This window comes from Pseudomonas sp. 8Z, assembly GCF_902506535.1.
GTDB lineage: Bacteria > Pseudomonadota > Gammaproteobacteria > Pseudomonadales > Pseudomonadaceae > Aquipseudomonas.
This window is the reverse complement of sequence record NZ_LR733827.1, coordinates 19,785-32,447: the sequence shown is the minus strand read 5'-3', so window position 1 is coordinate 32,447 and position 12,663 is coordinate 19,785. Positions and strand designations below refer to the sequence as shown.

Sequence of the window (12,663 nt, the reverse complement as noted above, 5' to 3'; positions counted from 1 at the left end):
CCTTTGCAGAAACGGGAAGAGAGCGATCAGAGCAGACTGGTTGTCTGCGGCTGGCCGAATTCGGTGATGTTGTAGAAGGGCACAGAGCCAACACCCGCGACATCCAGCACCGGGCCTTCGCTACTGACGCGTACATGGCTGACACGCCCGACCACCTCGACCTTGGGGTACTCGCCACTGTCACTGCTGACCTCGACCGCGTAGGTGCCGGGGGCCAAACCGAGTGCCTGCGGGTCCAGCTCGAAAGGCATTAACCCAGGCGCCTGCGAGCCCATCTCGATCTCCCGGCTCACGCCGTTGCTGTCGGTGAGTTTGAGCGTCAACTGACCCGCGGCATGCTCCAGGTTGATGTTACCTGTGACCTTGTCCTCACCCAGATCCAGTTGCTCGACTGCCACCGTCACCTCCTGGCCGACCAGGCCAGCAGCCGTGAGGGTCTGCAGGTTATCCATCAGCACCAGATTGCTGGTGCTCAGCGAGGCCATGTTCTCCAGGCTCTTGACCTGACTCATGGCGGCGAACTGGTTGAGGAACTCAGTGCTGTCCACCGGGCTGGTCGGATCCTGATTCTGGATCTGCGCGACCATCAGGGTGAGGAAGTTGTTTTCCAACTGCGCCGCGTCACTGACATTGACCGACTGCTTCACCGCCTCGTCGATGCCATATACGGCGCTGTTCTGGGTGTCATTGCTGACCGTGGCCATCAGGATTCTCCGAGTTTGAGCAAGCCTTGCTGCATGCTCTTGAGGCGGTTGAGCACTTCGACGTTGGTTTCGAAGCTGCGCGTGGCCGACATCATGTCGGTCATTTCCTCGATCTGATCGACCGGTGCATAGAAGACATAGCCCCTGGCATCAGCCAGTGGATTGTCCGGTTCGTAACGGCGCACCGGCTCGCGGCTGTCGCTGACCACGTCGAGAATCTGCACATGCGCGCTGCCCATGCCGACCTCACGGGTTAACTGGTCGTTGTCATACACGGCAGCGAATACCGGGCGACGTGGCTGGTACACGTCCTCAGCCTTGCTCGCGGCGGAGTCGGCGTTGGCCAGGTTGCTGGCCACGGTATTAAGGCGCACGGTCTGCGCGTTCATGGCCGAACCGGCGATGCGGTAAATGGAATCGAACGCCATGCTCAACGCCCCTCGATGGCTTGTTTGAGACCGCGCAGCTTCATGCTGATAAAGGTCAGGCTGGTCTGGAAATCCATGGAGTTCTTGGAGAAGGCGGTTTGCTCGACGCTCAGCTCGACGGTATTGCCGTCCTGCGATGGCTGGGTCGGCACGCGGTACTTGAGATCCGCCGTGCTGGCAGAAAACGGCTGCTGCGGATCGAGCCGCTGCATCTCACCGGCGAAGTCGATATCACGCGCTTGAAAGCCCGGCGTGTCTTCGTTGGCCAGATTCGCGGCGAGAATCTCACTGCGCTGCATGCGCAGTTCGAGCGCGCGCGAATGCAGGCCCACCACATCATCAATCCGTATACTCATTGGCCGACACCCTTACCAAGGTTTTGCATGCAGGGCCTTCAGCACAAAGCGTGCCCAACCCCAAAGGCTGGTATATGTTTTTGATTTACAAAGGTTTTATAGATAACTCACGGCCCTTGAGTGTCGTCCGCTTTCCGCATCGACGCGGCCTGCCGAGCAAATGCGGAAGTGCCTTTTCCGCCTGCGCCCTCCTGCTTTTGCTCGCTGCCACGCACGCCCAAGCCGCACCCGCCGCCGCCGAGCAAATCGACCAGGCCATCGCCACCTACATGCAACAGCAACTGCAAGCACAAGCCAAACGCGAAGCCTGGAAAGGCATGCGCCACAGCTTGGGCACCACCTTGCTGAACAATGCCGAGCACCTTGCGCCGTGCAGCCAGGCCCTAAAGGTCGAACGGCGCAGCGACGACCCCTCACCGCTGGAGCGCCAGCGCCTCGAACTCAGTTGCGCCGATGGGGCGGGCTGGCAGGTTCTGGCCTTGGTACAGGCCAGCGTGCAACTGCCCGTGGCACACGCCGCGACAGTGATTGAACGCGGCCAGACCATCAGCGCCGAACAGGTGCAATTGCAGGACATCAACATCGCGCGCAACGTCCGTGGCTTTTATAACGACCCGCAGGACGTGATCGGCCAGGGCGCCAAGCGACGTATCCGCAGCGGCCAACTGATCGCCCCCAACCTGCTCAGCGAACCATTGCTGGTACGCCGTGGCCAACAGGTGACCATCATCGCCAGCCAGGACGGCATCTCCGCCTCGGTCAGCGGCGAAGCCCTGGCCAATGGCCGCGCCGCCGAGGTAATTCGCGTGCGCAACCTCGGCAGCCAAAAGGTGATCGAGGCGCAAGTGGTGGAAGAAGGCGTGGTCACCAGCACCTTTCGCTAGCCGGTAAGGCGGGTGCAACCCGCCGGGGCATTGGTGGCGGGTTTCACCCGCCCTACGCTCTTGTCGCTTGAAGCTTATGCCCAGCCTTCCAGGCGCATGGTGGCGCGTACCAGGCGCTGCTCTTCCTGCTCGATCTCCTGCAGGTTGTCGCGGATGCTGTGGATGTGGTCGCGCGCGGCGCGCTGGGCCTGTTCCGGCAGGCGTTCGATCACGGCGTGGTACAGCCGTGAATGCTGACGATCGATCTGCCGCTTCTGCGCGGGGCGGTGGTAAAGGTTGTTCACCGAGGCGAATACGGTGCTGAGCATCAGGTCGGTCAGCGATTGCAGGGTGTGCACCAGCACCGGGTTGTGCGAAGCCTCGCAGATGGCCAGGTGGAAGGCGTGATCGAGGCGCGCATGCTCGCGTGGGTCGACCGGCTGCTCCTGCGCATGGGCGGCTAGCATCTCCTCGTAGCGCCGGGTGAGGATGACGAAATCCGCGTCGGTGCCGCGCAACGCCGCCAGGCGCGCCGACTCGCCTTCGAGCAGGCCGCGCACTTCCAGCAGGTCATACAGGGTGCGCGGCTGCGAGCCGAACAGGTGCATCAGCGGGCTGGCGTCGCGCTCGCCGCTGAGCTTGGCCACCCGCGAGTCGCGCCCATGCGCGGTCTCGATAATGCCGCGCCCACGCAGCACCTTGAGCCCTTCACGCAGCGCCGAGCGGGAGATGCCCAGTTTCTCGCACAGGCGCCGTTCCGACGGCAGCGGCTGACCCACCTTGAGCACGCCATCGACGATCAGCCGCTCGATCCGCTCGGCCACCACGTCGCTGACCTGACGCCGCGCCGTATTCTGCTTGAGCTCCATCACGCCTCCAACAACTGGTCGTACCACTTAATCAAAGCCTACGAGAAGCTGCAGCCAAACTGACCGTTAGCCAGCTATTACAGGTATTTCATGCTTTTTACGCTGAAAGACTGCCGAAAGAAACTGGTCGTACCAGCATAAATAGAGATGGACGCAGGCGCTCACAGCACCTAATGATGCTGCCAAGTTCGCGACATGACCGATAACAACAACAACGTCCACGATTGAGCCTGCCATGAGCATTCTGTACGACGAGCGCGTCGACGGCGCGCTACCCGAGGTCGACAAGGCCGCCCTGCTGGCGGAGCTGCGCCAGCGCCTGCCCGATCTCGGCATCCTGCATACCCAGGAAGACCTCAAGCCTTATGAGTGCGATGGGCTGTCCGCCTATCGCACCACGCCGATGCTGGTGGTGCTGCCCGAGCGTATCGAGCAGGTGCAGCAGTTGCTCAAGCTCTGCCATGCCCGTGGCGTGCCGGTGGTCGCACGCGGCGCCGGCACCGGCCTGTCCGGCGGCGCGCTGCCGCTGGAAAAAGGCATCCTGCTGGTGATGGCGCGCTTCAACCAGATTCTTGAGATCAACCGCGAGGCCCGCTTCGCCCGCGTGCAACCCGGTGTGCGCAACCTGGCGATTTCCCAGGCAGCCGCGCCCTTCGACCTGTATTACGCCCCCGACCCGTCCTCGCAGATCGCCTGCTCCATTGGCGGCAACGTCGCCGAAAACGCTGGAGGCGTGCACTGCCTGAAGTACGGCCTGACCGTGCACAACCTGCTCAAGGTGGACATCCTCACCGTCGAAGGCGAGTTCATGACCCTCGGCAGCGACGCCCTGGATACGCCGGGGTTCGACCTGCTGGCGCTGTTCACCGGCTCCGAGGGCATGCTCGGCATCGTCACCGAAGTGACGGTCAAGCTGCTGCCCAAGCCGCAGGTGGCCAAGGTGCTGCTGGCCGCCTTCGACTCGGTGGAAAAGGCCGGCCGCGCGGTCGGTGACATCATCGCCGCCGGCATCATCCCCGGCGGCCTGGAGATGATGGACAACCTGGCGATTCGCGCCGCTGAGGACTTTATCCACGCCGGTTATCCGGTGGAGGCCGAAGCCATCCTGCTCTGCGAGCTAGACGGCGTGGAGGCCGACGTCGCCGATGACTGCGAGCGCGTGCGTGAGGTGCTGGCAAAGGCCGGCGCCACCGAAGTGCGCCTGGCCCGCGACGAGGCCGAACGGGTGAAATTCTGGGCCGGGCGCAAGAACGCCTTCCCGGCGGTCGGGCGCATCTCGCCGGACTACTACTGCATGGACGGCACCATCCCCCGCCGCGAGCTACCCGGCGTGCTGCGCGGCATCGCCGAGTTGTCCGAAGAGTACGGTCTGCGCGTGGCCAACGTGTTCCATGCTGGCGACGGCAATATGCACCCACTGATCCTCTTCGATGCCAACGTGCCCGGCGAGCTGGAGCGCGCCGAGGCCATCGGCGGCAAGATCCTCGAACTCTGCGTCAAGGTCGGCGGCAGCATCACCGGCGAGCACGGCGTGGGCCGCGAGAAGATCAACCAGATGTGCGCGCAGTTCAACAGCGATGAGATCACCCTGTTCCACGCGGTGAAGGCGGCGTTCGACCCGGCAGGCCTGCTCAATCCGGGCAAGAACATCCCCACCCTGCACCGCTGCGCCGAGTTCGGCGCCATGCACGTGCACCACGGCCAACTGCCCTTCCCGGAACTGGAGCGTTTCTGATGCACGCAGATTTCGACGCCAGCGCCGCGCTGCTGGAACAGGTCAACCACGCGCTCAACAGCGCCACACCGCTGCGCATCCAGGGCAGCGCCAGCAAGGCTCATCTGGGCCGCGCCACCACCGGCGAAGTGCTCGATACCCGCATGCACTGCGGCATCGTCAGCTACGACCCCACCGAACTGGTGCTGACCGCCCGCGCTGGTACGCCGCTGGCCGAGATCGAAGCGGCGCTGCAGGCCAACAACCAGATGCTGCCGTGCGAACCGCCGCACCTGGGCGCAGGCGCCACCCTCGGCGGCATGGTCGCTGCCGGGCTGTCCGGCCCGCGCCGCCCGTGGGCGGGTTCGGTGCGCGATCAGGTGCTCGGCACCCGCGTCATCACCGGCCAGGGCAAATTGCTGCGCTTCGGCGGCGAGGTGATGAAGAACGTCGCCGGTTACGACCTGTCGCGCCTGCTGGCCGGCAGTTTTGGCTGCCTTGGCCTGCTCACCGAGGTGTCGCTCAAGGTGCTGCCCAAGCCGCGCCAGGTGCTCAGCCTGCGCCTCGATCTGGATGCTCGCCAGGCGCTGAAAAAGCTCGCCGAATGGGGCCAGCAACCGTTGCCGATCAGCGCCGCGAGCCATGACGGCGCGGCGCTGCACCTGCGCCTGGAAGGCGGCGTGGGCTCGGTGCAGGCTGCGCGTCAGCGCCTGGGCGGCGAAGAAATCGACAACCTCTACTGGCAGCAACTACGTGAACAGCGCCTGCCGTTCTTTAGCGCCAGCGGCACCCTGTGGCGCCTGTCGCTGCCAGTGGGTAGCGGCCTGCTCGACCTGCCAGGCCGCCAGTTGATCGACTGGGGCGGCGCGCAGCGCTGGCTGAAGACCGAGGCCGACGGCGATCTGATCCAGCGTGTGACGGGGGGGCTCGGCGGTCACGCCACCTGCTTCGCGGGAGGCCAGGCCAATCCCTTCCAGCCGCTGGCCGCCCCGCTGCTGCGCTACCAGCGCCAGTTGAAGAACCAACTCGATCCCCAGGGTATCTTCAACCCTGGCCGCATGTACGCCGAGGTGTAAGACGTGCAGACCAATCTGAGTGAACAGGCCAAGCGCCTGCCGCGCGCCGAGGAAGCAGAGCGCATCCTGCGCTCCTGCGTGCATTGCGGCTTCTGCAACGCCACCTGCCCGACCTATCAGGTGCTCGGCGACGAGCTGGACGGCCCCCGCGGGCGCATTTACCTGATCAAGCAGATGCTCGAAGGCGGCGCAGTCACCGCCAAGACCCAGCAGCATCTGGATCGCTGCCTGACCTGCCGCAACTGCGAAACCACCTGCCCCTCCGGCGTGCAGTACCACAACCTGCTGGACATTGGCCGCGAGGTCGCCGAACAACAGGTGCCGCGCCCGCTAGGCCAGCAGCTACTGCGCCAGAGCCTGCGCGCTGTGGTGCCACGCCCGGCGCTGTTCAAGGCGCTGACCCAGACCGGCCTGGCCCTGCGCCCACTGCTGCCGACCGCGCTCAAGGCCAAGCTGCCGCGCGAGATTCGCCCGGCCAAGCCGCGCCCAACCACGCAGCACACGCGCCGCGTGCTGATGCTCGAAGGCTGCGTGCAACCGGGGCTGTCGCCCAATACCAATGCCGCCACCGCGCGCGTGCTCGATCGCCTGGGCATCAGCGTCACGCCGATCCGCGAGGCCGGTTGCTGCGGCGCCGTGGACTATCACCTCAACGCCCAGGAAGCGGGCCTGCAACGTGCGCGGCAGAACATCGACGCCTGGTGGTCGGCCATCGAAGCCGGCATTGAGGCCATCGTGCAGACCGCCAGCGGCTGCGGTGCCTTCGTCAAGGATTACGGCCACCTGCTCGCGGGCGATCCGGCCTACGCGGGCAAGGCGGCGCGGGTCAGTGCCCTGGCCAAGGATCTGGTCGAGGTGCTGCAGAACGAGGCGCTGGAAAAGCTGCAGGTAAGAGTCGAACAACGCCTGGCCTTTCATTGCCCCTGCACCCTGCAGCATGCGCAGAAGCTCGGCGGTGCGGTGGAAGGCGTACTGGCGCGCCTCGGCTTCGGCCTCACCGCCGTGCCGGACGGCCACCTGTGCTGCGGCTCGGCCGGCACCTATTCGCTGACCCAGCCCGAGCTGTCACGGCAGCTTCGCGACAACAAATTGAACGCCCTGGAAAGCGGCAAACCCGACGCCATCGTCACCGCCAATATCGGCTGCCAGAGCCATCTGGACGGCGCCGGGCGTACGCCGGTGCGGCACTGGATCGAGATAGTCGAGGAGGCGATGGAGTGACCAGCGAACGCTGACCGTAGGGTGGATCACGCTTCACCGATCCACCAAAGCGGTGGATGTAAAGAATGAGACCGCCTGTGGGAGGTGCTTTAGCGGCGAGCTGTTATCGCGGCTGAAGCCGCTCCCACGGTGATTTCCCGGTAGCCCGACGGGGCTACGCGACTAACCGTAGGGTGGATCACGCTTCATCGATCCACCAAAGCGGTGGATGTAAAGAATGAGACCGCCTGTGGGAGGTGCTTTAGCGGCGAGCTGTTATCGCGGCTGAAGCCGCTCCCACGGTGATTTCCCGGTAGCCCGACGGGCTACGCGACTAACCGTAGGGTGGATCACGCTTCATCGATCCACCAAAGCGGTGGATGTAAAGAATGAGACCGCCTGTAGGAGGCGCTTTAGCGGCGAGCTGTTATCGCGGCTGAAGCCGCTCCCACGGTGATTTCCCGGTAGCCCGGATGCGATCCGGGAAAGGTGCCAGATATCCCCGGATTGCATCCGGGCTACGCAACTGAACACCCTCTCATGTCAACGGGAGAGGGGCGAAAAAGCCAAGAACACGAGGTATGCCATGCAAAGCAAAGCCGTACTCAGCCAGAACGAAGTCGCCCAGATACTCCTGGCGGCCCGCAGCGAAGCGCAGCAACAGGGCTGGGCCGTGAGCATCGCCGTGGTCGACGATGGCGGCCACCCGCTGGCACTGGAACGCCTCGATGGCTGCGCGCCCATCGGCGCCTATATCGCCACCGAGAAGGCCCGCAGCGCCGCCCTTGGCCGCCGCGAAACCAAGGGCTACGAGGACATGGTCAACGGCGGTCGCACTGCCTTTATCAGCGCGCCGCTGATCACCTCGCTCGAAGGCGGTGTACCGATCGTGGTCGAAGGGCAGGTGGTCGGCGCCGTGGGTGTGTCCGGGGTCAAGGCCGAACAGGACGCGCAAGTAGCCAAGGCGGGGATAGCGGTGCTGTAAGCAGCACCTATCGTTTTCTCCCCTCTCCCGCTTGGGGGAGAGGGCTGGAAGCGACGCGAAATACCGCTATTTCTCTCCGTGCGCGGCCCGCCCTAATCCTCCGCCAAAGGGACGAAGGGACTGATCGAGGCAAAACGATATTTATAGGCATCCCAGTCAACCGGATGCAGACAGGAGAACAGCAACATGACCGAACGCGTGCAATGTCAGCGCCTGCAAGTGGCCGCCGAGCTCAAGCAATTCATCGAAAGCGAAGTGCTGCCCGGCAGCGGTATCGAAGCGGCGGCCTTCTGGAGCGGTTTCGACGCCCTGGTGCATGACCTGGCGCCACGCAACCGCGCCTTACTGGCCGAGCGCGATCGCCTGCAGAGCGAGCTGGACACCTGGCACCGCGCCAACCCAGGGCCGATTCGCGACATGGCCGCCTACCGCGCCTTTCTCGAATCCATCGGTTATCTGCTGCCGCAACCGCAGACCGTCAAGGCGAGCACATCTAACGTCGACAGCGAAATTGCCAGCCAGGCCGGCCCGCAATTAGTGGTGCCGGTGATGAACGCCCGCTACGCGCTGAACGCTGCCAATGCCCGCTGGGGCTCGCTGTACGACGCCCTGTACGGCACCGACGCCATCAGCGAAGAAGGTGGCGCCAGCAAGGGGCCGGGCTATAACGAAGTGCGCGGCGCCAAGGTGATCGCCTTCGCCCGCGCCTTCCTCGACCAGGCCGCGCCGCTGGCCCAGGGCTCGCACGCCGAAGCCTGCGCCTACGCGGTGGTCGCCGGCCAGTTGCAGGTGACCCTGAGCAGCGGCGCGCAGACCTCGCTGGCGCAAGCGGAGAAGTTCGTTGGCTTCCAGGGCAAGGCGGCCACGCCGAGCGCCGTGCTGCTGAAGAACAACGGCCTGCACTTCGAAATCCAGATCGACGCCAGCAGCCCCATCGGTCGCACTGACGCCGCCGGAGTCAAGGACGTGCTGATGGAAGCGGCGCTGTCGACCATCATGGACTGCGAAGACTCGGTGGCCGCCGTCGACGCCGCCGACAAGGTGCTGGTCTACCGTAACTGGCTGGGCCTGATGAAGGGCGACCTGACCGAGGAACTGGACAAGGGCGGCAAGCGTATCACCCGCCACCTCAACCCGGATCGCGTCTACACCGCCGCTGATGGCAGCGAACTGACCCTGCATGGCCGTTCGCTGCTGTTGGTGCGCAACGTCGGCCACCTGATGAGCAACCCGGCGATCCTCGACGGCGAAGGCTTGGAAATTCCCGAGGGCATTCTCGATGCCGTGGTCACCAGCCTGATCGCCCTGCATGATCTGCAGCGCCGTGGCAACTCGCGCACCGGCAGCGTCTATATCGTCAAACCTAAGATGCACGGCCCCGCCGAAGTGGCGTTCGCCAGCGAGCTGTTCGGGCGCGTCGAGCAACTGCTGAGCCTGCCAGCCAATACCCTGAAAATGGGCATCATGGACGAGGAGCGGCGCACCAGCGTCAACCTCAAGGCCTGCATCGAGGCGGCCAGCGCGCGCGTGGCCTTCATCAACACCGGTTTTCTCGACCGCACCGGCGACGAGATGCACACCGCCATGGAAGCCGGCGCCATGCTGCGCAAGGGCGACATGAAATCCAGCGCCTGGATCCAGGCCTACGAGCGCAATAACGTGCTGGTCGGCCTGGCCTGCGGGCTGCGTGGCAAGGCGCAGATCGGCAAGGGCATGTGGGCCATGCCGGATCTGATGGCGGCCATGCTCGAACAGAAGATCGGCCACCCGAAAGCCGGCGCCAACACCGCCTGGGTGCCATCACCGACCGCCGCCGTGCTGCACGCCCTGCACTATCACCAGATCGACGTGCAGGCGGTGCAGAGCGAGCTGGAGCTGATCGACCTGACCAGCCAGCGCGACAGCCTGCTGAGCGAGCTGCTCAGTGTGCCGGTCAGCGCCGAACGGCCGTGGAGCGCCAGCGAAATCCAGCAGGAGCTGGAAAACAACTGCCAGGGCATCCTCGGCTACGTGGTGCGCTGGGTCGAACAGGGCGTGGGCTGCTCCAAGGTGCCGGATATCCACAACGTCGGCCTGATGGAAGACCGCGCCACGCTGCGCATTTCCGCTCAGCACATCGCCAACTGGCTGCATCACGGTGTGGTCAGCGAGGCCCAGGTGCGCGAGACGCTGCAGCGCATGGCGCAGGTGGTCGACGGGCAGAACGCCGGCGACCCGGCCTACCGCCAGATGGTACCGAACGTCGAGCAATCCCACGCCTTGCGCGCCGCCAGTGATCTGGTGTTCAAGGGCCGCGAGCAGCCGTCCGGTTACACCGAGCCGCTGCTGCACGCCTGGCGTCTGCGCTTCAAAGAGGAGGTTTGAACGACTGTGGGAGGGGCTTCAGCCGCGAGCGTTCTAAAGCTTGCTTGTCGCGGCTAAAGCGGGATGCCGCCCAGCCCCTCCCACACAAAGCGAGTTCGCAGCCGTGGATGGCCTGAAAGCCTCCACTGAGCAGTAACAAGCCCCGACGGTTGCTGACCGTCGGGGCTTTCGAGCATGAGCGCGGCGGCTGCCGTCGCGGCTCGCGGAAAGGTCGGCGCCGCAGCGCCCGGCCCTTCCAGATGCGTGGCACCGGGTAGCCCCGGAAACTGTGGTTCACAAGAAAAAGAAGGAACCAACCCATGAGTCAAACGCTGCTGTCCATCCTGGCCTTCGTGCCGCTGGTGCTAGCGGGTGTGCTGTTGATCGGCTTTCGCTGGCCGGCCAAGTACGCGATGCCGCTGGTGTTCGTCCTCACCGCCCTGATCGGTTTGCTGGCTTGGGATATGTCCCTCAACCGGGTCATCGCGTCCAGCCTGCAAGGGCTGATTCTCACAGCCTCGATCCTGTGGATCATCTTCGGCGCCATCCTGCTGCTCAATACCCTCAAGCACTCCGGCGGCATCGCGGCGATTCGCCGGGGGTTCTCCAATATCAGCCCGGACCGCCGCGTGCAGGCGCTGATCGTCGCCTGGCTGTTCGGCTGCTTTATCGAGGGCGCCTCCGGCTTCGGCACCCCGGCCGCAGTGGCCGCGCCGCTTCTGGTGGCCCTGGGCTTCCCGGCCCTAGCCGCAGTGGTACTGGGGATGATGGTGCAATCCACGCCGGTGTCGTTCGGTGCGGTGGGTACGCCGATTCTCGTCGGCGTTGGCGCGGGCCTGGACAAAACCGGCCTGACCGAACAACTGGTGGCCAACGGCAGCACCTGGGAAACCTTCTTCCACCTGATCTACTCGCGCGTCGCCATCACTCACGGCCTGATCGGCCTGCTGATGCCGCTGATCATGGTGATGATCATGACGCGCTTCTTCGGCAAGAATCAGAGCTGGAAGGAAGGCCTGGCCATCGCGCCGTTCGCCCTCTTCACCGCGTTCGCCTTCTCCCTGCCGTACATGGCAGCCGGCGTGTTCCTCGGCCCGGAATTCCCTTCGATGATCGGCGCCCTGGTCGGCCTAGCCATCGTCGTGCCGGCGGCCAAGACCGGCTTCCTGCTGCCGAAGGACACCTGGGACTTCGCCGAGGCCAAGGACTGGCCAGCGGAGTGGATGGGCAAGATCGAGATGAAGCTCGACGAGGTGGCGGGCAAGGCACCAATTTCGGTGCCCATGGCCTGGGCACCGTATCTGCTGCTCGCCGTGTTTCTGGTGATCTCGCGTACCTTCCCCGAGGTGAAAGCGGCGCTGATGAGCCTGAGCTTCGGCTGGAAGGACATCCTCGGCGAAACCGGCGTGTCCGGCACCATCGAGCCGCTGTATCTGCCGGGGGGCATCCTGTGCATGGTGGTGCTGGTGACCTTCTTCATCCACCGCATGCGCTTACCCGAACTCAAGGCGGCGGTGGGCGAGTCGAGTAAGACCCTGCTCGGCGCCGGCTTCGTGCTGATCTTCACCATTCCCATGGTGCGTATCCTGATCAACTCCGGGGTCAACGGTAGCGATCTGGCGTCGATGCCGGTGGCCATGGCGCAACTGGTGGCCGACAGCGTCGGTGGCATCTATCCATTCTTCGCCCCGGCCGTGGGTGCGCTGGGCGCCTTCATCGCTGGCTCCAACACCGTGTCCAACCTGATGCTGGCGCAGTTCCAGTACAACGCTGCCGAACTGCTGGGGGTTTCCGGGGCGATGATGGTGGCGCTGCAATCGGTGGGCGCGGCAGCAGGCAACATGATCGCCATTCACAACGTGGTAGCGGCCTCGGCGACTGTCGGCCTACTCGGACGCGAAGGCATCACCCTGCGCAAGACCATACTGCCGACGCTCTACTACCTGGCCATGGCCGGTAGCATTGCACTGGTCAGCCTGTACCTCATCGGCATCAGCGATCCACTGCTGGCCAGCCGCTGACGGCCAGCCAAGGTAGACGCTGGCGGGCGATTGCCGTCCGCCAGCTTGGCGCCCCAGCGCAATTACGGTAGCGTGCCGACACCGTGAGATGCACCCGAGGTCGA

At 64.7% G+C, this 12,663-nt stretch carries 11 protein-coding genes; 7 read left to right on the top strand and 4 right to left on the bottom strand.

What is annotated here, in order from left to right; all coding sequences use genetic code 11:
• Positions 1-26 precede the first annotated feature (26 nt).
• The 3 genes from flgD to AERO9A_RS12840 are packed head-to-tail and all read right to left on the bottom strand — an operon-like array spanning position 27 to position 1,488.
• Positions 27-704, bottom strand: coding sequence for a flagellar hook assembly protein FlgD (flgD, locus tag AERO9A_RS12850; protein WP_159972358.1), 678 nt, complete (start codon positions 702-704; stop codon positions 27-29).
• The gene (gene flgC, locus AERO9A_RS12845; RefSeq protein ID WP_159972357.1) at positions 704-1,132 is read right to left on the bottom strand and encodes a flagellar basal body rod protein FlgC; all 429 of its coding nucleotides are present in this window, start codon (positions 1,130-1,132) and stop codon (positions 704-706) included. Before flgC ends, flgD begins: the two co-directional genes overlap by 1 nt.
• Before the next feature lie 2 nt (positions 1,133-1,134).
• Positions 1,135-1,488: a flagellar basal body protein gene (locus AERO9A_RS12840; RefSeq protein WP_159972356.1), complete on the bottom strand. Its 354-nt coding sequence runs from the start codon at positions 1,486-1,488 to the stop codon at positions 1,135-1,137.
• Positions 1,489-1,604: 116 nt separating this feature from the next.
• Between AERO9A_RS12840 and flgA the strand changes: the two genes are divergently transcribed.
• Positions 1,605-2,372, top strand: a complete 768-nt coding sequence (gene flgA, locus AERO9A_RS12835; protein ID WP_256665959.1) for a flagellar basal body P-ring formation chaperone FlgA — start codon at positions 1,605-1,607, stop codon at positions 2,370-2,372.
• Between the two features lie 74 nt (positions 2,373-2,446).
• Here the strand turns inward: flgA and glcC are convergent, their stop codons facing one another.
• Entirely contained in the window at positions 2,447-3,220 is a 774-nt protein-coding gene (glcC, locus tag AERO9A_RS12830) for a transcriptional regulator GlcC (RefSeq protein WP_159972354.1), read from the bottom strand.
• A 235-nt stretch (positions 3,221-3,455) separates the two neighbouring features.
• Here glcC and glcD point away from each other — a divergent pair, with 235 nt between their 5' ends.
• The 6 genes from glcD (at position 3,456) to AERO9A_RS12800 (ending at position 12,559) form a co-directional block, all read left to right on the top strand.
• Positions 3,456-4,955 carry a glycolate oxidase subunit GlcD gene (gene glcD, locus AERO9A_RS12825; RefSeq protein ID WP_159972353.1) on the top strand — a complete coding sequence of 500 codons (1,500 nt, stop codon included), beginning with the start codon at positions 3,456-3,458 and terminating at the stop codon, positions 4,953-4,955.
• Positions 4,955-6,010, top strand: coding sequence for a glycolate oxidase subunit GlcE (glcE, locus tag AERO9A_RS12820; RefSeq protein ID WP_159972352.1), 1,056 nt, complete (start codon positions 4,955-4,957; stop codon positions 6,008-6,010). The genes glcD and glcE overlap by 1 nt, the downstream gene beginning before the upstream one ends.
• Positions 6,011-6,013: 3 nt before the next feature.
• Positions 6,014-7,231, top strand: coding sequence for a glycolate oxidase subunit GlcF (glcF, locus tag AERO9A_RS12815; RefSeq protein ID WP_159972351.1), 1,218 nt, complete (start codon positions 6,014-6,016; stop codon positions 7,229-7,231).
• A gap of 565 nt (positions 7,232-7,796) precedes the next feature.
• On the top strand, positions 7,797-8,195 hold the full coding sequence (locus AERO9A_RS12810) for a heme-binding protein (RefSeq protein WP_159972350.1): 399 nt from the start codon (positions 7,797-7,799) through the stop codon (positions 8,193-8,195).
• 186 nt (positions 8,196-8,381) lie between these two features.
• Entirely contained in the window at positions 8,382-10,559 is a 2,178-nt protein-coding gene (locus AERO9A_RS12805; protein WP_159972349.1) for a malate synthase G, read from the top strand.
• 299 nt (positions 10,560-10,858) lie between these two features.
• Entirely contained in the window at positions 10,859-12,559 is a 1,701-nt protein-coding gene (locus AERO9A_RS12800) for an L-lactate permease (RefSeq protein ID WP_159972348.1), read from the top strand.
• The last annotated feature ends 104 nt before the right edge of the window (positions 12,560-12,663 follow it).

Bases quoted from the DNA above. Each gene is read 5' to 3' on its own strand.
- flgD (WP_159972358.1), bottom strand. From the start codon at position 704: ATGGCCACGGTCAGCAATGACACCCAGAACAGCGCCGTATATGGCATC.
- flgC (WP_159972357.1), bottom strand. From the start codon at position 1,132: ATGGCGTTCGATTCCATTTACCGCATCGCCGGTTCGGCCATGAACGCG.
- AERO9A_RS12840 (WP_159972356.1), bottom strand. From the start codon at position 1,488: ATGAGTATACGGATTGATGATGTGGTGGGCCTGCATTCGCGCGCGCTC.
- glcC (WP_159972354.1), bottom strand. From the start codon at position 3,220: ATGGAGCTCAAGCAGAATACGGCGCGGCGTCAGGTCAGCGACGTGGTG.
- glcD (WP_159972353.1), top strand. From the start codon at position 3,456: ATGAGCATTCTGTACGACGAGCGCGTCGACGGCGCGCTACCCGAGGTC.
- glcE (WP_159972352.1), top strand. From the start codon at position 4,955: ATGCACGCAGATTTCGACGCCAGCGCCGCGCTGCTGGAACAGGTCAAC.
- AERO9A_RS12810 (WP_159972350.1), top strand. From the start codon at position 7,797: ATGCAAAGCAAAGCCGTACTCAGCCAGAACGAAGTCGCCCAGATACTC.
- AERO9A_RS12805 (WP_159972349.1), top strand. From the start codon at position 8,382: ATGACCGAACGCGTGCAATGTCAGCGCCTGCAAGTGGCCGCCGAGCTC.
- AERO9A_RS12800 (WP_159972348.1), top strand. From the start codon at position 10,859: ATGAGTCAAACGCTGCTGTCCATCCTGGCCTTCGTGCCGCTGGTGCTA.